Origin of the sequence: Hymenobacter aquaticus (assembly GCF_004765605.1) — a bacterium.
Taxonomy (GTDB): Bacteria; Bacteroidota; Bacteroidia; order Cytophagales; family Hymenobacteraceae; genus Hymenobacter; species Hymenobacter aquaticus.
The window spans coordinates 100,162-121,459 of the sequence record NZ_SRLC01000003.1; the positions used below are offsets into that span (position 1 = coordinate 100,162).

The following is a 21,298-nucleotide window of genomic DNA, read 5'->3' on the forward strand; positions in this document are numbered from 1 at the left end:
CCCAGGAACACAACGCGCAAAAAAAAGAGGCTCCCCGGATTGGGGAGCCTCTTTTTGGCCTTTGTAGGCCGAGCAATTACTGCTGGGTCGTGGTAGCACCACCGGCGGGAGCGGGGGTAGCCTGGCTGGGCATAGCGTCAGCCTTGTCTTCCATAGCGTCAGCTTTAGCTTCGGTAGCAGCTTCTACCGAGTCAGCACCGGCTTCGTTGCCAGCATCTTCCATAGCGTCAGCTTTGGCTTCGCCAGCTTCTTCTACGGCGTCAGCCTGGTTTTCCATAGCGTTTTCTTTCTTGCTGTCGCACGAAGCGAAGGTGAACGAAGCAGCAGCCAGAGCGAGGAACAGAACCTTTTTCATCTTGAGAGGAATGTGAGTGTTGTTGAAAAATTCAAGTCAGTTGAGGGTGAATTTTACCCCGCACGATACGCAGCGCGGCGCGAAATTCAGGGCTTTATACCGGCTTGGGCAGAAGGTAACCCGACAGTAAAAAAATATTTTTCCTTTTTTCCGGGGGTCGGTGGCCCCGCTTACTTCTTGCGGAAGATGATGCCGATGGGCACCCCGCCGAAGTCGAAGTTTTCGCGCAGGCGGTTTTCCAGGTAGCGGGTATACGACTCGCTCACGTATTGGGGCAGGTTGCAGAAGAAGGCAAACACCGGGTTGTGCGTGGGCAGCTGGGTGACGTACTTGATGCGCACCATCTTGCCCTTCGTGGACGGCGGCTGGTGCTCCTCAATCACGCGCAGCATCACCTCGTTGAGCTGGGAAGTCGGGATTTTCTTGGTCTTGTTCTCATACACCGTAATGGCCGTTTCAATGGCCTTGTGCACGCGCTGCTTGGTGAGCACCGAGGTGAAGATGATGGGCGGATAGGCAATGGGCGCTATCTTCTCGTAAATCTGCTCCTCGATTTTCTTGGTCGTGTTGGTTTCCTTGTCCTCGACCAGGTCCCACTTGTTCACCAGAATCACGATGCCCTTGCGGTTTTTGTCGGCCAGGGCAATGATGTTCACGTCCTGGGCCTCCACGCCGCGGGTGGCGTCGAGCATCACGATGCAGACGTCGGACTCTTCCATGGCCCGAATCGAGCGGAGCACGGAGTAGAATTCGATGTCCTCTTTCACCTTGGTCTTGCGGCGCAAACCGGCCGTGTCAATCAGGATGAACTCGTTGCCGAAGGCGTTGTAGCGCGTCTTGATGGCGTCGCGGGTGGTGCCGGCAATGTCGGTGACGATGGTGCGCTCCTCGCCCAGCAGCAGGTTTACCAGGCTCGACTTGCCCACGTTGGGGCGGCCGACCACGGCAATCTTGGGCAGCTCGGTTTCGGTAACTTCTTCCCACGGATCCTCGAAGTGCGACACCACGGCGTCGAGCAAGTCGCCGGTGCCGGAGCCGCTTTGGGAGCTGATGGTGAAGATGTCGCCGTCGCCGACGCCCAGGGCGTAGAACTCGCCGGCCGCGTGGGCCCGGGCGTTGGTATCGGCCTTGTTGCCGACCAGATAAATCGGCTTTTTGCCCTGGTAGCGGCGCAGCACGTTGGCAAACTCCTCATCGAGGCCGTGCATGCCGGCGTCCACGTCGACCATGAACAAGACCACGTCGGCCTCGTCGATGGCCAGCTTCACCTGGCGGCGGATGCCTTCTTCGAACACGTCGTCGGAGCCGTGCACGTAGCCGCCGGTGTCAATCACGGTAAAGTGCTTGCCGATCCACTCGCCGTAGCCGTAGTGCCGGTCGCGGGTGACGCCGCTCTGGTTGTCCATAATAGCCTTGCGGTGACCCACGAGGCGGTTGAACAGGGTGGATTTGCCCACGTTGGGGCGGCCCACAATTGCAATGGTATTCTTCATGCGTCTGACTCCAGCCGCCGGCCCGACCAGTTTCGGCAGTGCCCGGAGTAGTTAAGTGAATGTGAGGTCGGAAAGAGTGTGATTCAGTGACTTAGTGATTTAGTGAGTTGTCGTTCAGATTGCGCAAGCAGAACATCAAACTCACTAAATCACTAAGTCACCAACTCACCTATTGGCTGTAGCCGAAGCGGTTCAGGGCTTTGGGGTCGGTGCGCCAGTTTTCGTTGACTTTGACGTGGGTTTCGAGGAAGACTTTCTTCTGGAAGAACTTCTCCATTTCCTCGCGGGCCCAGGTGCCCACTTTCTTCAGGGCCTCGCCCTTGTTGCCGATGATGATGCCTTTCTGGCTGGCCCGCTCCACGTAGATGGTGGCCCGGATGCGGATGATATCTTCTTCCTCCTTGAACTCCTCGATGCCGACTTCGCAGCTGTAGGGAACTTCCTTCTTGTAGAGCTTGAAGATCTTCTCCCGAATCATCTCGGCGGCGAAGAACCGCTCGGGCTTGTCGGTGAGCTCATCCTTGGGGTAGTACGCCGGGTGCTCGGGCAGGTAGCCCAGCACGAGGTCGAGCAACTCGCCGGTGCCGAACTTCTCAAGGGCCGAAATGGGCAGCACGCGGGCCGCGTTGGGCAGCTGCTCGCGCCAGTACTCTACTTTGGCTTCCACCTCGGCCTGGTCAGCCTGGTCGATTTTGTTGACCAGCAGCAGAATCGGCGTGTTCACCATTTTGCGCAGGCGCTCCACCACGGGCTCCTCGTCGTGCTTTTCGTAGATATCGGTGACGAACAATACGACGTCGGCGTCTTCCAGGGAGCTGTACACGAACGACATCATGGCGTTGTGCAGCTCGTATTTGGGCTGAATAATGCCGGGCGTGTCGGAGTAGACCAGCTGGAAGTCGTCGCCGTTGAGGATGCCCAGGATGCGGTGGCGCGTGGTCTGGGCCTTGCTGGTGACAATGCTGAGCCGCTCGCCCATCAGGGCGTTCATCAGCGTCGACTTGCCCACGTTGGGCTTGCCGATAATGCTCACAAAGCCAGCGCGGTGCGGTTTAGGTTCGGGATTCACGGAGGTTTTCTAAATAAGTCTGCAAAGGTACCGCTTTACCGGCAGACGCGCACGGTATCTGGTAAAATCAAGTAGCTGAGGCGAGTAGATCGACTACAGATTTTCGTTTTTGGTCAATCGGAATGCGGAAACGGTCAGCAAGGCGGGCGGTGTTGAACCGGACCTTTGTGAGGTACTCAGGCTACTTCACCTTTTACTCTCTACTCCGATGTTCATTGGTCATTATGGGCTGGCCTTCGGGGCCAAAGCCGCCAAGCCCCAACTTTCCCTGGGAATCCTGTTTATGGCCGTGCAGCTGGCCGATCTGCTCTGGCCCACGCTGCTGCTAGTGGGTGCCGAGCGGGTAGAGCTGCTGCCCAGCGCCGGGCAGGCCGTTACGTTTTCCCACTACCCCATTTCCCACAGCTTGCTGATGAGCGGGGTGTGGAGCGTGCTGCTGGGACTGGGCTACTGGATGCGGCGGCGCGACAAGCCGGCGGCCCTGCTGCTGGGCTTGGCCGTGTTCAGCCACTGGTTGCTTGACGTGGTCGTGCACGGCCCCGATTTGCCCTTGTTTCCCGGCAACTCGCCTTTGGTTGGGCTGGGGCTGTGGAATAATCTGCTGCTGAGCCAGGTGGTAGAAGTGCCGATTTTCGGGGCGGGGCTCTACCTGTATTTGAAGCGCACCCAGGCCCTGAACAAGACCGGCCGCTACGCGCTGTGGTCGTTGGTGGCGTTTCTCTTGCTGGTACACTTCAGCAACTTTTTCAGCCCCACGCCCACCAGCGTCACCGAGCTGGGCTGGCTGGGGCAGCTCATGTGGCTGCCGGTGCTGTGGGCTTGGTGGGCCGACCGGAACCGCGCCAGCCGCCCCGCTGGGCCGGCTACTTCCGAAACGCGCCCGGCGTCTGTCCCGTCCATTTCTTAAAGGAGCGCACAAACGCGCTGGGCTCGGAATAGCCGAGCAGAAAGGCAATGTCGGTGGTGCTGAACTGGGCGTCGCGCAGGTGGCGGCAGGCCAGCTCGTGCCGCACCGAATCGAGCAGCTGCTGATACGTATGGCCGGTTTCCTTGAGCTTGAGCTGCAACGTGCGTACGCCCATCGTGAGCCGGTCGGCCACGGTAGCCAAGGTAGGCTCGGCGCCTTTGAGCAGGTCCACAATTTCGTGCTTTACCTGGTCGGGCAGGCTGGGCTGGCGCAGACGGCTCAGCAAGGCCGCCGCGTGCTGCTCAAACAGCGGAAACAGCACCGGATTGGCATTGATAATGGGCAAGTCGAGCAGGGCCACGTCGAAGCTAATGCTGCTCTGGGCGGTGCCGAAAACCAGCCGGGCCGGGGCAAACACCCGCTCGTGCTCCTGCGTGTCGGCGGGCTCGGGGTAGGCCAAGTGCAGCTCCCGCGGGGCCAGCGGCTGACCGGTAAGGGCCCGGAAGGCGGTGAGGTAGGTCGAAAACTCGGAGTTGATGACGTACTCCGGGTAGATAATGGCCGCGCTGGTTATGGCCATGTCCAGCCAGCAGAGCTCCACTTCGCGCCGCACGGTGAGCTTGACGCCGGAGCAAGCCACGTCCTGGTAGCGCACCAGCTGGTTCAGGGCCGCGCCCAGCGTGGGACAGTGCGACATGACGTAGCCCAGAATGCCAATGTCGCCGAGGCCTACTTTCTCGCCCAGGTGCAACGACAAGTGCGGGTCCTGAGTGACGCGCACGGCTTCGGCCCAGAGCTGCTGAATGGTGGCAATGGGTACCCGGGCGTCGGGGTCGGTGAGCTGGGCCGGCGTCAGGTCCAGCTTTTGACACAACTCGGCATAGTCGGCCCCGGCCTGGGTGGTGGCCCAGAGCATCACGTTGAGCAGGCCCACCGACAGCGTATCGACAGCTTGGGGAAAGGTGACTTTTGTCATGTGCGAAAAATACGGCCTCCATCCCAAACCCTACAGGCCCTACCTTTGTCTATGACGGACGACCGTTCTTTTTCTATGCCAACTCCCGCCTCTCCGCAGCGCCGCATCGGCGTGTTGCTTGTCAACCTGGGTACGCCCGACTCGCCCCAAACGCCCGACGTGCGCCGCTACCTCAACGAATTCCTGACCGACGGCCGGGTTATCGACATGCCCGCCGCCGTGCGCTACCCGCTGTTTCAGGGCCTGGTAGTACCGCTGCGGGCCCCGAAGTCAGCCAAGATCTACCAGCAGCTCTGGACCGAGCGGGGCTCTCCCCTGCTCTACCACGGCCTCGATTTGCAGAAGCTGGTGCAGGAGAAGCTGGGCAAAGACTACGTGGTGGCTTTCGGCATGCGCTACCAGAATCCTAGCATCGAAAAGGCCTTAGACGAGCTGCGCGCAGCCGCCGTCGACCGGATTATCGTGCTGCCGTTGTTTCCGCAGTACGCAGCGGCCAGCACGGGCTCGGTGCAGGAAAAGGTAATGGACATCGTGAGCAAGTGGTGGGTGGTGCCCAGCATCAGCTTTATCAGCACCTTCACCGACGACCCGGGCTTTATCGGCACCTTCGTGACCCTGGGCAAGGCGGAAATGGCCAAGCGCGAGTACGACCATGTCGTATTCAGCTACCACGGTATTCCGGAGCGGCACGTGCTCAAGGGCAGCCACAACAACTACTGCAAGCTGGGCACCTGCTGCAACAGCTACAACAAGAACAACCGCTACTGCTACCGGGCCCAGTGCTACGAAACTTCCCGGCAGCTGGCCGCCGGCCTGGGCCTGGCGCCCGAGCAGTACACCACTTCTTTCCAGAGCCGCCTGCAAAGCCGCCTGCGCGACCCGTGGCTACAGCCCTACACCGATGAAGTCCTAAAAGAGATGCCCGCCAAAGGCATCAAGAACGTGTTGACCTTCAGCCCGGCGTTCGTGGCCGACTGTCTCGAAACGACCATCGAGGTGGGCCTGGAGTTCAAGGAAATGTTTGAGGAAGCCGGCGGGGAACATTGGCAGCTGGTGCCTAGCCTGAATTCGCACCCGCAGTGGGTAGAGGGCGTTGTGAACATGATTCACCGCAACTAAATTCCAGTTGGCCGCCGCCCTAACGGGCCAATTAACGCATCCTAGTGGGTGGTAAAAGCCAAATCTTCCCGGCTTTTGCCACCCACTAGGATGCGTTTTTTACTGCGCCTATTGTTTCCGGACTTGGCCCAGAGCGGCATTATGGCCACGGCGCCCAAGCCATACTGGTCGGAGCGCTTTCCTCCTGGGGGTAGACCTCTGATCAGCCGGACGGGCTGTACTTCCTGCACATTGCCTTCAACAGCCAGGTACTGATGCCGGCGCTAACCGGCGGAACTGCGCCGACGGAGTCCGTCGGTAGCTTCCGGGCGACGGTTCTGGTAAAAACTCTGCTCGTTATACGAGTCCTGGTCGTAGAAGCTGGCACTGCGGGCTTCGGGCAGGGGCAGCTTGAGGCTACGCAGCATGGCTTCCTCGTATTCGCGGGTAATCTGGATTTCCTGGTAGGGCGGGTATTCCAGCACCAGCTCCTTGTTCAGAGAGGGCACGAATACGTTGTCGCCGTCTTCGTCGAGAGCCGCCACGCCCACCGGAATCAGAATGTGACGCTCGTGCCGGCTCACGTTCAGGGACGGATCCAGCTCTACGTCGAGGTAGCGCACTTTCAGCGCCTCTTCCTCAACGATTAGCTCATAGACGTCGCCGAACTTGTGGCCGTCGCCGCCGCGCACGGCCCAGCCCCGCACGTCGGGGCTGCCATCGGCTACTTCAAACTCAGTCAGGTCGCGCAAGCGGCGCAGGTGCATTCCTTCGGCGGAAGGAATAGGCGAAGAGGTGGGTTCCATAATGCGGAAAAGAAAGCAGGGTAAATAAGCGGATGCCCTGGCCGGCTTAGGAGGCGGGCTCGTTGAGGGTGCGCACGATTTCGGCCGCTTTGGTAAAAAACGCCTGTAAAGCGGGCTGCTCGGCCGTGGTGGCGCGGCCCGAGAGCTGCTGGGCCTGCTCACTGAGCTCCGCCACCGGTTTTTCCAGGGTCGGATAGGCCTTTTGCTGCATGGCCTGCAGCAGGCCCACCACCGCCACAAAGCCGGGCCGCAGGCTGGCATTGGGCTCGGAGCTGCGGCTGATGGCACTGGTCAGGTCGTTGCGCCGCTCACTCACCGTCGCGTCGCGCAGATCGGCGCGGTCGGCCAGCTCACCCAGGGTGGCGCTCAGCATCTGTAAGCCCCGGCGGGCGTAGTCGGGGCTGTCGGCTTCGGTGGTGGCAAAGCTGGCCAACTCATCGGGCGTAGCGGGTGCCTCTTCGGCCGCCATATCGGCCACGGCGGCATTGTTGCCGGCTCCATCGGCCGGGGGCGGCGTGGCCCGGGCCATAGCATCGGCCTCGGCATCGGTGGCGGGAGCTGCGCTACTGGCTGGTGCGGCCGGCCGGCCGGCCTCATCGTCCGGGGCCGACCGAAACAGAAAATAACCAACGAGGCCCAGCACCAGAAGTGCCAGCAAGACCAGAATCCAGGGGCTGGGAGAAGATTTTTTACGCTGAATGTTAATGTCGGCCATACCAGTCAGAAGCTATTTTGCCAGTGAGTACGCAAGGAAAGCAAAATAGATAGGCCCAGGCTATATAGGAGCCGCTAGCCGCTGACTGCCGAACCAAGCACCCAGCTGGAGCAGTGCCACAAGATATTCCGAAGCCTCAGGCCTGATAAGCATTTCGTACTGCCAGGACAAGCCGGTAACGATACGGCTCCGGCCCGGCGCTTCTCCGGAGGAGAAATACGCCGGGCCGGAGCCGTGATACTGATGCGTAGCTGCACCCGGTAGCTTACGCGGGTACTTTGCGGTACATTTTGGCCAACTGCTCCACGGCGTAGTCTACCTCCTCGGCCGTGTTGTACTTGCTCATCGAGAAGCGGATGGCGCCGCGCTGCGGGTCGCAGCCCAGCGCCCTGAGCACGTGCGAGCCGGCATCGGCGCCACTGCTGCAAGCCGAGCCCCCCGATACCGATACCCGGTTGATGTCTAGGTTGAAGAGCAGCATCTCACTGTTGGCCGACGGCGGCAAGCTCACGCTCAGCACCGTGTACAGGCTCTGGTCGGCCAGGGCCGAAAGGCCGTTGAACTGCACGTCGTCGATTTCGGCCGTCAGGCGGGCAATAAACCGGTCTTTCAGCGTCTGAATGTGCCGGTGGTGGGCATCCATGTCCCGACAGGCAATTTCCAGCGCCTTGGCCAAGCCCACGATGCCGTACACGTTTTCGGTCCCGGCCCGCACGTTGCGCTCCTGCGAGCCACCATGAATCAGGGGGCTCACCTGCTCCCCCGGCCGCCGGTACAGAAACCCCACGCCTTTCGGGCCGTGAAATTTGTGCGCCGAGCCCACCAGAAAGTGGTTTTTGAGCTGCTGCACGTCGTGCTGGTAGTGGCCCATCGTCTGCACCGTATCGGTGTGAAAAATGGCCTTGTGCTCCTGGCAGATGTCGCCGATGGTGGCAATGTCGTTCAGGTTGCCGATTTCGTTGTTGGCGTGCATCAGGCTCACGAACGAGCGGCCGTTGGCTTTCAGCAACTCATCCAGGTGCGCCAGATCCAGGCGGCCCTGCTCGTCGTGTTGCACGTAGCTGAGCGTAATGTCGCCGGTTTTTTCCAGGGCCTGCAAGGTGTGCAGCACCGCGTGGTGCTCCAGCTTGGAGGTAACGGCGTGGCGCAGCCCCAGCGTCCGGATGCTGCCAAAAGCGGCGTAGTTGTCGCCCTCAGTACCGCCGGAGGTAAAGGAGATTTCGGCCGGCGCGGCATTAATCAGGTGCGCAATGGTCTTGCGGGCATTCTCGATGGCGGCCCGCACCTTACGGCCGTGGCCGTGAATGCTACTGGGATTGCCGAAATGCTCGCGCATGAAGGGCAGCATCGCATCCAGAACGTCCGGATCGAGAGGCGTGGTCGCCGCATTGTCGAAGTACACGGCCATGGGTGTGGCCGTGGAAGATGCGTGCGAATCGGGGTGGTGAGGCATACGCGCAACGGAGATAGAGAGGTGGATGGCTAACAGGGTGATATAGCCGCACAAAAATAAAGGATTCCAGCTTGCCAGCCGGAATCCTTTATCCAGGGAGCCGAAAAAGCTCGCTAGCTCTTTACCGAGATAATCTCCTTAATGTCAGCAATGATCTTGTTGGCCAGATGGTCGGCCGTGGCATTGGAGTCCGACTCGGCGTAGATGCGGATGATGGGCTCGGTGTTCGACTTGCGCAGGTGCACCCACTCCTTGTCGAACTCGATTTTCACGCCGTCAATCGTGTTTACGGGCTGCTTGGCGTAGCGCTCCTTCATCTGCACCAGCACTTGGTCGGTGTCGATTTCGGGCGTCAGCTCAATCTTGTTTTTCGAGATGAAATAGCCCGGGTACGAAGCCCGCAGGCGCGTCATGGTCAGGTTCGACTTGGCCAGGTGGCTCAGGAAAAGCGCGATGCCCACCAACGAGTCGCGGCCGTAGTGCAGCTCGGGGTAGATGATGCCGCCGTTGCCCTCGCCGCCGATAATAGCAGCGGTTTCCTTCATCTTGGTCACCACGTTTACCTCGCCTACCGCCGCGGCGGCGTACTGGCCGCCGTGCTTCTCGGTCACGTCGCGCAGGGCGCGGGTGCTGCTCAGGTTGCTGACCGTGTTGCCGCCCCCGTTCTGCTGCAGCACGTAGTCGGCCACGGCTACCAGGGTATATTCCTCACCGAACATGGTGCCGTCCTCGTTCACTAGGGCCAGGCGGTCCACGTCGGGGTCCACCACGATACCTAGGTCAAAGGAGCCTTTTTCCAGCACCCGGGCAATGTCGCGCAGGTTTTCTGGCAGCGGCTCGGGGTTGTGGGCAAAGTCGCCGGTCGGTTCGCAAAACAGCTTTTCTACCTTCTCCACACCCAGGGCTTCGAGCAGCATGGGCACCACGATGCCCCCGGTCGAGTTGACGCAGTCAATCACCACCCGGAAGTTTTTGGCCTTGATGGCCTCCACGTCTACCAGGGGCAGCGCCAGAATGGCTTTGATGTGCTTTTCGAAGAAGCTGTTATCGGCCGTATACTGGCCCAGCTTGTTCACCGGGGCGAAATCGAACGACTCGTTGTCGCCCAGCGCCAGCACGGCCTGCCCTTCCTCGTCGGAAATAAACTCGCCCTTATCGTTGAGCAGCTTCAGCGCGTTCCACTGCTTGGGGTTGTGCGAGGCCGTGAGGATAATGCCGCCGCCCGCTTTCTTGGCCGGCACGGCTATTTCCACCGTGGGCGTAGTGCTCAGGCCCAGGTCGATGACGTTGATGCCCAGCCCGCGCAGCGTGCCTTCTACCAGCTTACTGACCATCTCGCCCGAAATGCGCGCGTCGCGCCCGATTACGATGGTGTTGTTCTGGGTTTTCTCCAGTACCCAGGTGCCAAAAGCCGCTGCGTACTTCACGATGTCAATGGGGGTCAGGCCCTCGCCTGCGGCGCCGCCGATAGTGCCCCGAATGCCGGAAATTGATTTGATCAGTGCCACAAGCAATGTTTGATTTGAGGTGCAAAAGTAGAGAAACGGCCCTGCTTTTCTACGAAAGTATTTCCGAGTAGCCCGGGCTCTGCCGGGGCCAGTAGCCTTACATACGTACAGCCCCGCCGGCGTGGGTGCCGTATATTTGACCGAATGGAAACACAACCCACAATGCCCAACCGGCGCGCCGAACAGCTGGCCGCCTTCGGCCGCCTCCTCGACGTGCTGGACCGCCTGCGGGCCGAATGCCCCTGGGACCGGAAACAAACTATGCAGAGTTTACGTCATCTCACTATCGAAGAAACGTACGAACTCTCCGACGCCATCCTGCGGGATGATCTGGCAGATGTGAAGAAAGAGCTCGGCGACGTGATGCTGCACCTCACGTTCTACGCCAAAATAGCCTCCGAGACGGGCCATTTTGATATTGCGGACGTCCTGAATGCCCAGTGCGAGAAACTCATCTTCCGGCACCCCCACATCTATGGCGACACCACCGTGACGAGCGAAGAGGACGTGAAGCGCAACTGGGAGCAGCTGAAATTGCAGGAAAAAGGCAACTCCTCCGTGCTGGGCGGCGTACCAACGTCGCTACCGGCCCTAGTTAAGGCAATGCGGATTCAGGAAAAGGCCCGGGGCGCGGGCTTCGATTGGGAAAAGCCCGAGCAGGTTTGGGCGAAAGTGCAGGAAGAGTTAGGAGAATTCGGAGTTGAGTATGCACACACTGACCCTGGGCAGCGCCATCAGGAACGGGCGGCGGCTGAATTTGGCGACCTGCTTTTTTCGCTGGTCAACTTCGCCCGCTTCGCCGGCATCAACCCGGAAGAAGCCTTGGAACGCACCAACCGGAAGTTCATTCAGCGCTTCCAATACCTCGAAACGGAGTCGGCCCGCGACGGGCACAAACTAGCCGATTTGAACCTGGCCCAAATGGACACCTACTGGGAAAAGGCCAAAAAACTGAACTTAAGTCAGCAAGAAAACGACGAACCGAAATAGCCTTTTTTTAAGGCCCTACCCGTTTTAAAGCGTTTAAACGCATTTTCCATTTGGCAGCACGTAGGTTTTTATTTAGGTTTGCCAAGGATACTCTGAATTCCTAACGGCCCCGCGCACGAGCAGACCCACACTTTCCGTTTTCGAAACGGGCCAGTGTGCGGGTGAGCGGGGCGCTGCTGTCTTTGGGGTAGCCGCAGTTAATTTCTTCACCTTTTACCTTCAAGTTCAACCTTTCACCACCAACCCACTAATTCTCCGGAACAATGGAACAAAAGAATGCCATGAATAAAAACGTGCGGCCCACCGCTCCCGCTGCTCCCAAGGGTGAAGCGAAAGGCGGTTCCGCGTTTGCCGCCATCGTGATTCCACTGGCGTTGATCGTATCGATTATCATCTACAAATTTGTGTTTGGTAGCCCCGGTAACTTCCAAGGCGGCAATCCTGAAAACAACCCCCTGCCCGGTAACTACCTCGGCATCATCTACAAGGGTGGTGTTATCGTACCCATCCTGCTGACCCTGTTCCTGTTGGTAATCACCTTCTCGATCGAGCGTTTCCTGACCATCAGCAAGGCTAAAGGCACCAAGAGCATCGAAGCCTTCATCCGCAACGTGCGTCAGAAACTGAACGTGAACGACATCACCGGCGCTCTGGCCGCCTGCGACCAGCAGAAAGGCTCGGTAGCCAGCGTGGTGAAAGCTGGCCTGGGCAAATACCAGGAGATGGCTCGTGACCGTAGCATGGACAAAGACTCCAAAATTGCCGCTATCCAGAAAGAAATCGAGGAATCGACGGCTCTGGAACTGCCTATGTTGGAGAAAAACCTGGTTATCCTGTCGACCATCGCTTCGGTAGCTACCCTGATCGGTCTGCTCGGTACGGTATTCGGTATGATCAACGCCTTCTCGGCTCTGGCAAACGCCGGTGCTCCCGACGCCGTAGGTCTGGCCAACGGTATTTCGGAAGCTCTGATCAACACGGCTCTGGGTATCTTGACCTCAGCCCTGGCTATCATCGCCTACAACTTCTTCACCAGCAAGATTGACGAGCTGACCTACAGCATCGACGAAGCTGGCTTCAGCATTATCCAGACGTTTGCTTCGCAGCACGGCGAAAAAGAAACTTATACTGCCTAGTCTGCGGTTACCGCACTAAAGCAGCGTTTCTAAACGTTTCTGAATAAAGCTCTTTAACCACGCTCGCAATGCCAAAAGTAAAACCTCATAGAACGTCCCCGTCGTTGGATATGACTCCGATGGTGGACTTGGCATTCCTGCTGGTGACCTTCTTCATGCTCACCACCAAGTTTGCCCCCGAGGAAGCTGTAGTGGTGGATACGCCCTCATCTACTTCGGAGATTCGCCTGCCCGAAAGCCACGTTATTACCATCTCGGTAGACAAGGACAAGCGGGTATTCTTCGGCATGGATGACGCCAAACCCAAGCTGGACCTGTTGACCCGGGTAGGTGCTAAGTACGGAGTAAGCTTCACGGCTGCTCAGGCGAAGACCTTCTCCAACCTGTCGAGCTTTGGCGTACCGGTACAACAGCTTCCCGACTTCCTGAACCGCGACAACGAGCAGCGCAAAGCCATCAAGCAGCCCGGCATCCCTGCCGACTCCTTGAACAACCAGTTTATCGACTGGGTGGTAGAAGCGCAGGCCGCCAGCCGCAAGGAGTTCGGCAAGCCCGCTTTCGTGGCCATCAAAGGCGACGGCAACGCGGACGTACCAACCGTGAAGAAAGTCATCAAACTGCTGCAGGAGAAGAACATCAACCGTTTCAACCTGATTACCGACTTGGAGTCCAAGCCAGTAGCCGGGAAATAACCGACGCAGAGAAATGGCAGAAATACAACAACAAGCCGACTCCGGTAAAGGAGGAAAGAAGCGGGCCAAAAAAATGTCGACCAAAATCGACATGACACCAATGGTGGACTTGGCCTTTTTGCTGCTGACCTTCTTTATGCTGACGACGACCTTCAGCAAGCCGACCGTAATGCAACTTACGATGCCGGTGAAGGAGAAGAATCCGGAGGAGCAGACGCAGATTAAAGCCTCTGACGCCTTCACGGTTTTGCTCGACGAGAACAACAAGATCTATTATTATGATGGCTTGTTGGACAAGGACGTAAAACCGGAGCTGAAAGCCTCGAGCTACGACGCCAACGGTATCCGCAAAACGATACTGGAGCGCCGCGCTGCTAACCCCAAAGTGGTAGTGCTGATCAAGGCCGCTGATAAGTCCAATTACAAGAACATGGTTGACATCCTCGACGAGATGAACATCACCGACCAGAAAAAGTACGCTCTGGTTGACATCTCGAAGGCTGATGAGGACCTGATTAAAACTTCAGGGCTATGATGGATAACACGCAATTGGCTCAAGCGTCTTTCAACGACATCGTCTTTGAAGGCCGCAATAAAGCCTACGGAGCTTACGTCCTCCGGCGGTTGTACAACAAGCACGTTACCCGGGCTCTTCTCATTGCCATTGCGCTGCTCGCTCTGATGGTAAGCTTCCCGCTCATCGCGCGGATGTTTGCCAAGGACGAGGTGGTGAAGGACGACAAGATGCTCAAGGTGAACGAGCTGATGCAAGCACCGCCCCTGGACGAAACCAAGCCCCCACCACCGCCCCCGCCACCGGAGGCCCCGCCACCACCGCCGCCGAAGCTGTCTACCATCAAATTCACGCCGCCCGTCGTTAAGAAGGACGAAGAGATTAAGAAGGTAGAAGAAATTCCGGACCAGGAAGAGCTGAAGGACAAAGTGGTAGCTACCGTGACCGTAAAAGGCAACACGGATAATGCCGCTGACCTGACCGGCCTGGAAGGTGAAGGCAATAAGGTAGTAGAAGAGGTAGTAGAGAATAAGGTCTACACGTACGTAGAACAGATGCCTACTCCTCCCGGCGGTATGGAAGGTTTGCTCGCTTACCTGGGCAAAACCATTAAGTACCCCCCGCTGGCCCTGCGCAACCAGGTGGAAGGCAAAGTGTTCATTAGCTTCGTAGTAGGCCCAACGGGCGGTATCACGGATGTGAAAGTAACCAAAGGCATCGGTGCCGGCTGCGACGAAGAGGCTATGCGCGTCATCAAAGCCATGCCGAACTGGACCCCTGGTAAGCAGAATGGTCGGCCGGTAAGTGTTTCGTACACGGTTCCAGTGACCTTCGCTATCAAGTAAAAAGCCTGAAACAGCCTCGGCTGCTCAGCAAAAAAGCCCGAATGGAGCAATTGCTCGGTTCGGGCTTTTTCGTGTAAAAAAGAATTCGGCTTGCCGCATACTTTCCGGCGGCGGGCTGTCGTTTTGAAGTTGAAAGCCAGCCGGATGAGTAAATGAGCGGGAGCAATGGCTTGGGTAGTGCGTCCTCGTGAATTCCGTTTCACCTTTTATACCGTACCCATGAACACCACCAACCTGCACACCGCCTCCTTCGACGAAATCGTATTTGAGGGGCGCAACAAAGCTTACGGCGCCTTCGTCCTGCGCCAGCTCTACAACCGCCACCTGGCCCGCGCCCTGGCCATCACCGTGGCCCTCTGCCTGCTGCTGGTCAGCATTCCGCTGGTAGTGCAGCGCATCTGGCCTACGGTAATGCCGATAACCAAAGCTCCTGAAGGAGTCATTATCGAACCCAAAGTGTACATCATGCCGCAACAGGACGTTGCCCCCGCGCAGCCTCCTGTCGCGCATCATCAGCCGGTAGTCGTAACACCCCGGACGGATGTTGCTCCTACCGTGGTGAAAGACGAACTGGTAACGAAACCGGTGCTTGATGTCGAGGCTTCGGTACCGAACGACAACAACCCAACAACGATGGAACCCGGAACGGGTGAAGTAGGTCCGGGAGCAGCAACCGGCCCGGGCACGATGGGCAAAGACACCGGAGTAACCACCCCCGCCCCACCGGCCAAGCCCTTTACCCACGTGGAAGTGATGCCCGAATTTGCCGGTGGTATCGGGGCCCTGCGCCAGTATATGCAGCGCAACCTGCGCTACCCGCGCCAAGCCCTGGCGGCGGCCGTATCGGGCAAGGTATTCGTGTCGTTTACGGTGCAGGCCGATGGCTCCATTGCCGATGTGCAGGTAATCAAAGGCCTTGGATACGGCACCGACGAAGAGGCGGCCCGGGTAGTAGGCAAAATGCCCGCCTGGACGCCGGGCCGGCAAAACAGCCAGGCCGTAGCCGTGCGCTACACTCTGCCCATCACCTTCCAGTATGAATAAGCAGCTGCTTTAACTGCCTTAGCCTCTCAATTTGAGAACATTACTAGAATACGCTGTTTATATATAGCCAAAAATCACCCGGCATACGTTATACCGGGTGATTTTTGGCTTTTTTTGTGGGTCGGCTTTTTCTGGTTTGTCGGGGAAGTAAGCTGCCAAATCGAACGGAGGAGCGGTATTTTTTTGTTCTAGCCCCAGACCTTCTTCTTTTGACCTCCTTATGCTGAACCGTTCAACCACCGAAGAACGCCTCAATAGCAAGTCGCCCCAACGGCTTGTGCAGTACTTTACGCTGATGATGGCCCTAATCTACATGGGTTTGGGCGTGCTGATGTGGCTACCCATGGCCAATGTATTTGCCCTGCCCACTACCGCTCGGCGCGTGTTGGGTGTGGTTTTCATTTTTTACGGAATCATTAGATTTGCTCGCACTTACCGCCAGCACTTCCAACGCAACAACCCCCGCGATGCGCGTTAATTTAACCAACATAGGTACCGCGTTAGTAGCCGGCGGCTTCCTGCTGGCCAGCTGCAACCAATACCAGGGACCGGCTGAAACGGCGACCGACACGCCCACCAGCGGCACACTCGGCATCAGCGTCGATGAGACGTTTGAGCCGATTCTGAAGTCGCAGGTCGATACCTTCCAGAAGCTGTACCCAGCAGCCCGCATCACGGCGACCTACAAGCCGGAGGAGGAGGTAATGCGGGACCTGATGGCTAATAAGATCCGGGTAGCCGTGGTGTCGCGGCAGCTGAACACCGCCGAGCAGGCCGAGTTCGAGCGCCTGAAAATTGTACCCCGCACGGCTAAGCTTGCCGTCGATGGCTTGGCCATCGTCGTGCATCCGAGCAACGCCGACTCGCTGCTCACCGTGGCGAAGCTGCAGGATATTTTCACGGGCAAAATCCAGGAGTGGGCGCAGGTAAGCGGCAAGCGCGGTTTGGGCACTATCAACGTGGTTTTTGACAACAACCACTCCAGCACTACCCGCTACGTGCAGGACTCGCTGACCAAGGGCGCGGCCCTTACCAAGCGAGTTTTTGCCGCCAAATCGAACCCTGCCTTGTTGGATTACGTTGCTACTCATCCGAACGCCATTGGGATTATTGGCGTTAACTGGATCAGTGACCGGGATGATGCGGCGGTACAAAGCTTTTTGAAAAAAGTGCGGATTGTTGGCGTCAGTGCCCAGCCCAATCCGCAGAAGCCCGACGACTACCTGCAGCCCTACCAGGCGTACCTGGCCCTGAAAACGTACCCGTTGCGGCGGGAGGTCTACCTTATCAGCCGGGAGGCCCGGGCGGGGCTTGGCACCGGTTTTGCATCCTTTGCGGCAGGGAATAAAGGGCAGCTTATCGTACTCAAGTCTGGGCTAGTACCCGCTACCGGCCAGATGCGAATCATTGATACGAATAAGCGCTAGCCTTTCCCTTAGTCTTTCCATTACAAACGCTTTCCACCAAACCTTTTGCTCATGAACTTCAAGCCCTGGAAGCTCTCGCTCCTCGCTGCCTTGTCTGTTTCCGGCTCTGCCGCTTTTGCTCAAACGACTCCTCAGAAATCGATTGAACTCGGACGCTACAACGAAGCCCGCGCGGCTTTGCTGCGTCAGGGCGCATCGAACGAAACCTCGTTCGAGTTGGGCCGTCTGTACCAGATGCGGGAAATGCCCGACTCGGCAGCTTACTACTTCAACCGAATTTCGCTGAACCCCAAAGATGCTACCACGATGGTAGCCGCTGGCCGGGCCGCTCTGGCCCAGGGCAAAACGGCCGAAGCTGAAATTCAATTCGACAACGCGGTGAAGGCCACCAAGGGCAAAGATGCCAAGGTGCTGACCATGATTGCCCAGGCCTATGCTGAGTCCAACGTAAAGGACGTGTCGAAGGCACTCTCGTATGTGGAGGCAGCGCACAAAGCCAACAAGCTGAAGGATGAGCCCAGCCTGATGATTGCCCGCGGCGACATTTACCTGAAGCAGGAAAATGGCGGCGGTGAGGCAATGAACAGCTACGACCGGGCCGTAATGGCCGACGCTAACAATGTGCTGGCGTACTACCGCAAAGGCCAGCTGAACGTTCGTTCGCGCAACTACAACGAAGCCCGCACGGCGTTCGAAAAGGCCATCAGCCTGGATGCCAACTACGCGCCGGCTTACAACGCCCTGGCAGAAACGTATTTCTACGCTGGTAAGTACGATGATGCTTTGTCGAACTTCCAGAAGTACACCTCCCTGGCCGAGAAGTCGGCGGATACGGATGCTAAGTATGCCTCCTTCCTGTTCCTGACCAAGAAATACCCCGAAGCACTAACTGAAGTGCAGAAGGTATTGGCCCGGGAGCCCAACAACCTCACGATGAACCGTCTGCAAGCGTATTCATTGTACGAAGTTGGCAAGAACGATGAGGCTATTGCGGCAATGGACAAGTACATGAAGCTTGCTCCTGCTGATAAGATCATTAAGGAGGACAATGTGTACTACGCCAAAATGCTGACCAAGGGTGGCAAAGGCGAGCAAGGCATTGCCATGCTCCAGAAGGCTGTAGCTGCTGACCCCACGAATACGGAGCTGCAGAATGATTTGGCATCGAGCTACATGCAGATGAAGAATTATCCGGCGGCCATTGCTACGTACAAGGCGAAGATGAAAGCAGATGGCACCCCGGCTCTGACAGACCAGATCCGCCTGGCGGTAGCCTACGGCGGCAATAAGCAGTACACCAAGGCCGACAGCCTGTATGGTGCCGTGCTGGATGCTCGTCCGACGTACGTACCCGGCTACCTGATGCGTGCCAAAGCCAACTACTTCATGGATCCGGATTCCAAGCAGGGTTTGGCTAAGCCGTACTATGAGAAATACGTAGAAATGGCCAAAGCTGATCCGGACAAGTACAAGGATGGCCTGGTGGAAGCCAACAGCTACCTGGGCTATTACTACTACCAGAAAGGTGACAAGACCACTGCACTGCCCTACTACCAGCAAGTACTGGCCCTGGACCCCAACAACCAGAACGCCAAGTCGGTGGTAGAAAGCATGTCGGCTCGTCCGAAAACCGCTACCAAAGCCCCCGTTAAGAAGAAGTAATTCTGCCGGGAACCTAGCTCACTAAAAAGGCCTGTCGTGCACGCACGACAGGCCTTTTTGTTGTAAGCGGGTTATGCACTACTCGTCGGAGTCGGCGTACTGCTCCCATTTGGCTAGGGCGGCTTCAAAGTCGGCCGGTAGCTCGGCTTCGAAGTGCAGGATATCGTGGGTTACCGGGTGCACAAACCCCAGCGACTTGGCGTGCAAGGCCTGCCGGGGCATTAGCTGGAATACATTTTCTACGAACGACTTATAGGCGCCGGTACGCTGCCCGTACAGGACTTTGTCGCCACCGTAGGTAGCATCCGAAAACAGCGGGTGGCCAATGTGCTTCATGTGGGCCCGGATCTGGTGGGTACGGCCGGTTTCGAGGTTGCACTGGAGCAGGGCCACGTGCCGGAACGTTTTCAGCACTTTGTAGTGCGTTACGGCGTGCTTGCCCTGGTCACCGTCCGGATACACGGCCTGCACCTTGCGGTCCTTCAGGCTGCGCCCAATATGGCCCTGAATCGTGCCTTCCGTTTCCTTCGGGATGCCCCACACCAGCGCCAGGTACGTCCGCTCGATGGTATGGTGGAAAAACTGCTGGGACAAATGCGTCATGGCCCATTCCGTTTTGCCGATGACCAGCAGGCCGGAAGTATCCTTGTCGATGCGGTGCACCAGGCCGGGCCGGATTTCGCCGTTGCGGCCGGTGGGCAGGTTGCTCAGATGGTAGGCCAACCCATTGACCAGGGTACCGTTCCAGTTGCCGAAGGCCGGATGCACGACCAGACCCGCCGGCTTGTTGACAATCAGCAATGATTCGTCTTCGTAGCGGATGTCCAGATCCATCGGCTCGGGCACCACTTTCACATCGCGCGGGGGCTCGGGCAGCGTGATGGTAATGACGTCGAACGGCTTGATGCGGTAGTTCGACTTCACCACTTTGTCGTTTACCTGCACGGCTTCGGCCCGAATGGCATCCTGGATTTTGGTCCTGGAGGCATTCGACAGCCGGTTCATCAGGAACTTGTCGAGGCGCAGCAGCTCCTGGCCCCGGTCGACGCGGATGCGGTGGTGTTCGTAGAGTTCGTCGCCTTCCTCGTTGTCGTCATCGGGCAAGTCAGGGTCGGGCAGCAGAGAATCGGGTACGGAGGTCATGGCAAAGCAACCAGGTATTGCGGAATGGAAATAAGAAAGCCGGAGCATAGTGCTCCGGCTTTCTGCTTACGAAAAGAGGGAAACCCTACTTCTTCGATTTAGTCTTGGTTTTGGTGGTACCAGCGGCGGGCGTAGCGGCCGGAGCGGCAGCGGGAGCCGCTTTAGGAGCAGCCGCGGCAGCGCCAGGCGTAACACCCATTTTCTTCAGCACCAGATCCGAAATGTCGCCATCCTTGGGGCCGTGCAGCAGCACCGGGCTGGCACCGTCCGAGTTCAGCACGTAGGTATAGCCATTCTCTTCGGCTACGGCGTCAATGGTCTTCTGGAGCTTGTCCAGGGCGGGCTTCAGCAGGGTCTGCTGCTTCTGCTGCAGGCTCTGGTCGGCGCTACGCTGGAACTCCTGGATGGAGGTTTGCAGGCCGGTCAACTCTTTCTCCTTATCAGCGCGCACTACTTCCGTCATCGTCGGAGCACCTTTCTGGTAGGCTTCAGCTTTGGCCTGATAGTCCGAATACTTGCTTTTCAGCTGGGCTTCGAGCTGGGTGCTGTAGGCCTTCAGATCCGACTCGATCTGCTTGCTCTCCGGCATCTGGCTCAGAACGTATTCTACGCTGGTGTAGCCGATTTTGAGCGGGGCTTGCGCCAGTGCCGTGGTAGCCGTGCTGAACGAGAGGACGGCCGCAGCCAGGGCAAGACGGAATTTGTTCATGATGTTCATTAAGGGGAAACTTTCAGAAAGTAGGGTTACAAAAGCAAAGTTAATTTTTTCGGCTAGCCGGGCGCGTATTTGTTGGGCGGGCCGGCTGGCGGGTCTTGCTGGCCGGGGCTGCCGCGTCCTGGTCCGTGTCCACGTCCGCGTCGCCGGCGGGCGTTTTGGGCGTCGTCACCGTGCGGGTAGCGCCCTTCTGGCCCGGCTGGTTCCGGTCTTCAGAAGCTAAACCCAATTCTTCCAAGACAAATTCCGTGTAGTCGTGGGTGGGGTTGGTATACAGCATGGTCAGGTCGCCGGCTTTGTCGAAAACAATGGCCAGCTGCTTTTTCTTGGCCACCTTTTCAATGGCTTCGAACACCTGATCCTGCACGGGCTTGGTCAACTCCTGCCGCTTTTTGAACAGTTGGCCTTCGTAACCGAAGATCTTGTTCTGGTAGGCCTTCACGTCCTGCTCCTTTTTCAGAATCTCATCCTGCCGCTTCTTTTTCATGGGCTCGGTCAGGAGCACTTCTTCGGCCTGGTAGTTCCGGTAAAGCTTGTCGAGGTCCTTTTTCTGGCTTTCAATTTCTTTCTGCCACGTATTCGACAACGTGTTCAGCTCCTGCTGCGCCTGGGCGTAGGCGGGCATCTTGCCCATCACAAACTCGGAGTCGACGTACCCAAACTTCTGGGCCAGCGCGGCCGGCCCCGTCAGGAGCAGCAACGCGCCCAGCAGCAGAGAATGTAGCTTTTTCATGTCAAGTAGAAAGTGAG

At 58.0% G+C, this 21,298-nt stretch carries 22 protein-coding genes; 11 read left to right on the forward strand and 11 right to left on the reverse strand.

The genetic code is table 11. The annotated features are described in order from the left end of the window. Positions 1-76: 76 nt before the first annotated feature. The 3 genes from E5K00_RS20230 to era form a co-directional block, all read right to left on the reverse strand. Positions 77-355: a hypothetical protein gene (locus E5K00_RS20230; protein WP_135465134.1), complete on the reverse strand. Its 279-nt coding sequence runs from the start codon at positions 353-355 to the stop codon at positions 77-79. A 170-nt stretch (positions 356-525) separates the two neighbouring features. Further along, a complete protein-coding gene (gene der / locus E5K00_RS20235) occupies positions 526-1,848 on the reverse strand; it encodes a ribosome biogenesis GTPase Der (RefSeq protein ID WP_135465135.1) in 1,323 nt (440 codons plus the stop codon). 169 nt (positions 1,849-2,017) lie between these two features. Then, complete coding sequence (gene era / locus E5K00_RS20240; protein WP_135465136.1) at positions 2,018-2,917, reverse strand: GTPase Era; 900 nt, start codon at positions 2,915-2,917, stop codon at positions 2,018-2,020. A gap of 208 nt (positions 2,918-3,125) precedes the next feature. Between era and E5K00_RS20245 the strand changes: the two genes are divergently transcribed. Then, positions 3,126-3,824 (forward strand): metal-dependent hydrolase, encoded by a 699-nt coding sequence (locus E5K00_RS20245; RefSeq protein ID WP_135465137.1) that lies wholly within the window; start codon positions 3,126-3,128, stop codon positions 3,822-3,824. Here the strand turns inward: E5K00_RS20245 and E5K00_RS20250 are convergent. Next, entirely contained in the window at positions 3,781-4,800 is a 1,020-nt protein-coding gene (locus E5K00_RS20250; protein WP_135465138.1) for an AraC family transcriptional regulator, read from the reverse strand. The two genes, E5K00_RS20245 and E5K00_RS20250, sit on opposite strands and share 44 nt — an antisense overlap. A gap of 75 nt (positions 4,801-4,875) precedes the next feature. Between E5K00_RS20250 and hemH the strand changes: the two genes are divergently transcribed. Further along, complete coding sequence (gene hemH, locus E5K00_RS20255; protein ID WP_135465139.1) at positions 4,876-5,919, forward strand: ferrochelatase; 1,044 nt, start codon at positions 4,876-4,878, stop codon at positions 5,917-5,919. A gap of 263 nt (positions 5,920-6,182) precedes the next feature. Here hemH and E5K00_RS20260 read toward each other — a convergent pair whose 3' ends face one another. From E5K00_RS20260 to glmM, 4 genes are all read right to left on the reverse strand, one after another. Next, positions 6,183-6,704 (reverse strand): PRC-barrel domain-containing protein, encoded by a 522-nt coding sequence (locus E5K00_RS20260; protein WP_167856970.1) that lies wholly within the window; start codon positions 6,702-6,704, stop codon positions 6,183-6,185. Between the two features lie 46 nt (positions 6,705-6,750). Beyond that, complete coding sequence (locus E5K00_RS22905) at positions 6,751-7,419, reverse strand: hypothetical protein (protein WP_167856971.1); 669 nt, start codon at positions 7,417-7,419, stop codon at positions 6,751-6,753. A gap of 265 nt (positions 7,420-7,684) precedes the next feature. Further along, positions 7,685-8,827 (reverse strand): cysteine desulfurase family protein, encoded by a 1,143-nt coding sequence (locus tag E5K00_RS20265; RefSeq protein WP_135465588.1) that lies wholly within the window; start codon positions 8,825-8,827, stop codon positions 7,685-7,687. 158 nt (positions 8,828-8,985) lie between these two features. After that, positions 8,986-10,380, reverse strand: a complete 1,395-nt coding sequence (gene glmM, locus E5K00_RS20270) for a phosphoglucosamine mutase (RefSeq protein ID WP_135465141.1) — start codon at positions 10,378-10,380, stop codon at positions 8,986-8,988. 144 nt (positions 10,381-10,524) lie between these two features. On the opposite strand from glmM, the gene mazG reads away from it, so the two are divergent. The 9 genes from mazG (at position 10,525) to E5K00_RS20315 (ending at position 18,690) form a co-directional block, all read left to right on the forward strand. Further along, entirely contained in the window at positions 10,525-11,370 is an 846-nt protein-coding gene (mazG, locus tag E5K00_RS20275) for a nucleoside triphosphate pyrophosphohydrolase (protein WP_135465142.1), read from the forward strand. A 263-nt stretch (positions 11,371-11,633) separates the two neighbouring features. Then, positions 11,634-12,506 (forward strand): MotA/TolQ/ExbB proton channel family protein, encoded by an 873-nt coding sequence (locus E5K00_RS20280; protein ID WP_245328368.1) that lies wholly within the window; start codon positions 11,634-11,636, stop codon positions 12,504-12,506. Positions 12,507-12,574: 68 nt separating this feature from the next. Then, positions 12,575-13,198, forward strand: coding sequence for an ExbD/TolR family protein (locus tag E5K00_RS20285; RefSeq protein WP_135465143.1), 624 nt, complete (start codon positions 12,575-12,577; stop codon positions 13,196-13,198). 73 nt (positions 13,199-13,271) lie between these two features. Then, positions 13,272-13,733 carry an ExbD/TolR family protein gene (locus E5K00_RS20290; protein WP_317128887.1) on the forward strand — a complete coding sequence of 154 codons (462 nt, stop codon included), beginning with the start codon at positions 13,272-13,274 and terminating at the stop codon, positions 13,731-13,733. Then, on the forward strand, positions 13,730-14,557 hold the full coding sequence (locus E5K00_RS20295; protein WP_245328370.1) for an energy transducer TonB: 828 nt from the start codon (positions 13,730-13,732) through the stop codon (positions 14,555-14,557). Before E5K00_RS20290 ends, E5K00_RS20295 begins: the two co-directional genes overlap by 4 nt. A gap of 219 nt (positions 14,558-14,776) precedes the next feature. Further along, positions 14,777-15,601 (forward strand): energy transducer TonB, encoded by an 825-nt coding sequence (locus E5K00_RS20300; RefSeq protein WP_167856972.1) that lies wholly within the window; start codon positions 14,777-14,779, stop codon positions 15,599-15,601. Between the two features lie 220 nt (positions 15,602-15,821). Next, complete coding sequence (locus E5K00_RS20305) at positions 15,822-16,079, forward strand: hypothetical protein (RefSeq protein WP_135465146.1); 258 nt, start codon at positions 15,822-15,824, stop codon at positions 16,077-16,079. Continuing rightward, positions 16,069-17,028 carry a PstS family phosphate ABC transporter substrate-binding protein gene (locus tag E5K00_RS20310; RefSeq protein WP_135465147.1) on the forward strand — a complete coding sequence of 320 codons (960 nt, stop codon included), beginning with the start codon at positions 16,069-16,071 and terminating at the stop codon, positions 17,026-17,028. The genes E5K00_RS20305 and E5K00_RS20310 overlap by 11 nt, the downstream gene beginning before the upstream one ends. 51 nt (positions 17,029-17,079) lie before the next feature. Then, entirely contained in the window at positions 17,080-18,690 is a 1,611-nt protein-coding gene (locus E5K00_RS20315) for a tetratricopeptide repeat protein (RefSeq protein WP_135465148.1), read from the forward strand. A 78-nt stretch (positions 18,691-18,768) separates the two neighbouring features. Here E5K00_RS20315 and E5K00_RS20320 read toward each other — a convergent pair whose 3' ends face one another. From E5K00_RS20320 to E5K00_RS20330, 3 genes are all read right to left on the reverse strand, one after another. Beyond that, positions 18,769-19,833 carry an RluA family pseudouridine synthase gene (locus tag E5K00_RS20320; protein ID WP_135465149.1) on the reverse strand — a complete coding sequence of 355 codons (1,065 nt, stop codon included), beginning with the start codon at positions 19,831-19,833 and terminating at the stop codon, positions 18,769-18,771. A gap of 85 nt (positions 19,834-19,918) precedes the next feature. After that, positions 19,919-20,542: an OmpH family outer membrane protein gene (locus E5K00_RS20325; RefSeq protein ID WP_245328371.1), complete on the reverse strand. Its 624-nt coding sequence runs from the start codon at positions 20,540-20,542 to the stop codon at positions 19,919-19,921. A gap of 49 nt (positions 20,543-20,591) precedes the next feature. Further along, on the reverse strand, positions 20,592-21,281 hold the full coding sequence (locus tag E5K00_RS20330) for an OmpH family outer membrane protein (protein ID WP_135465151.1): 690 nt from the start codon (positions 21,279-21,281) through the stop codon (positions 20,592-20,594). Positions 21,282-21,298: the final 17 nt, after the last annotated feature.

Excerpts from the sequence above, each read along its gene's own strand:
- E5K00_RS20330 (WP_135465151.1), bottom strand. The coding sequence starts at position 21,281 with ATGAAAAAGCTACATTCTCTGCTGCTGGGCGCGTTGCTGCTCCTGACG.
- E5K00_RS20320 (WP_135465149.1), bottom strand. The coding sequence starts at position 19,833 with ATGACCTCCGTACCCGATTCTCTGCTGCCCGACCCTGACTTGCCCGAT.
- E5K00_RS20305 (WP_135465146.1), top strand. The coding sequence starts at position 15,822 with ATGCTGAACCGTTCAACCACCGAAGAACGCCTCAATAGCAAGTCGCCC.
- hemH (WP_135465139.1), top strand. The coding sequence starts at position 4,876 with ATGCCAACTCCCGCCTCTCCGCAGCGCCGCATCGGCGTGTTGCTTGTC.
- E5K00_RS20290 (WP_317128887.1), top strand. The coding sequence starts at position 13,272 with ATGTCGACCAAAATCGACATGACACCAATGGTGGACTTGGCCTTTTTG.
- E5K00_RS20295 (WP_245328370.1), top strand. The coding sequence starts at position 13,730 with ATGATGGATAACACGCAATTGGCTCAAGCGTCTTTCAACGACATCGTC.
- E5K00_RS20245 (WP_135465137.1), top strand. The coding sequence starts at position 3,126 with ATGTTCATTGGTCATTATGGGCTGGCCTTCGGGGCCAAAGCCGCCAAG.
- E5K00_RS20265 (WP_135465588.1), bottom strand. The coding sequence starts at position 8,827 with ATGGCCGTGTACTTCGACAATGCGGCGACCACGCCTCTCGATCCGGAC.
- E5K00_RS20285 (WP_135465143.1), top strand. The coding sequence starts at position 12,575 with ATGCCAAAAGTAAAACCTCATAGAACGTCCCCGTCGTTGGATATGACT.
- E5K00_RS20325 (WP_245328371.1), bottom strand. The coding sequence starts at position 20,542 with ATGAACAAATTCCGTCTTGCCCTGGCTGCGGCCGTCCTCTCGTTCAGC.
- E5K00_RS20300 (WP_167856972.1), top strand. The coding sequence starts at position 14,777 with ATGAACACCACCAACCTGCACACCGCCTCCTTCGACGAAATCGTATTT.
- E5K00_RS20230 (WP_135465134.1), bottom strand. The coding sequence starts at position 355 with ATGAAAAAGGTTCTGTTCCTCGCTCTGGCTGCTGCTTCGTTCACCTTC.
- E5K00_RS20280 (WP_245328368.1), top strand. The coding sequence starts at position 11,634 with ATGGAACAAAAGAATGCCATGAATAAAAACGTGCGGCCCACCGCTCCC.
- E5K00_RS20315 (WP_135465148.1), top strand. The coding sequence starts at position 17,080 with ATGAACTTCAAGCCCTGGAAGCTCTCGCTCCTCGCTGCCTTGTCTGTT.
- E5K00_RS22905 (WP_167856971.1), bottom strand. The coding sequence starts at position 7,419 with ATGGCCGACATTAACATTCAGCGTAAAAAATCTTCTCCCAGCCCCTGG.
- mazG (WP_135465142.1), top strand. The coding sequence starts at position 10,525 with ATGGAAACACAACCCACAATGCCCAACCGGCGCGCCGAACAGCTGGCC.
- E5K00_RS20250 (WP_135465138.1), bottom strand. The coding sequence starts at position 4,800 with ATGACAAAAGTCACCTTTCCCCAAGCTGTCGATACGCTGTCGGTGGGC.
- der (WP_135465135.1), bottom strand. The coding sequence starts at position 1,848 with ATGAAGAATACCATTGCAATTGTGGGCCGCCCCAACGTGGGCAAATCC.
- E5K00_RS20310 (WP_135465147.1), top strand. The coding sequence starts at position 16,069 with ATGCGCGTTAATTTAACCAACATAGGTACCGCGTTAGTAGCCGGCGGC.
- E5K00_RS20260 (WP_167856970.1), bottom strand. The coding sequence starts at position 6,704 with ATGGAACCCACCTCTTCGCCTATTCCTTCCGCCGAAGGAATGCACCTG.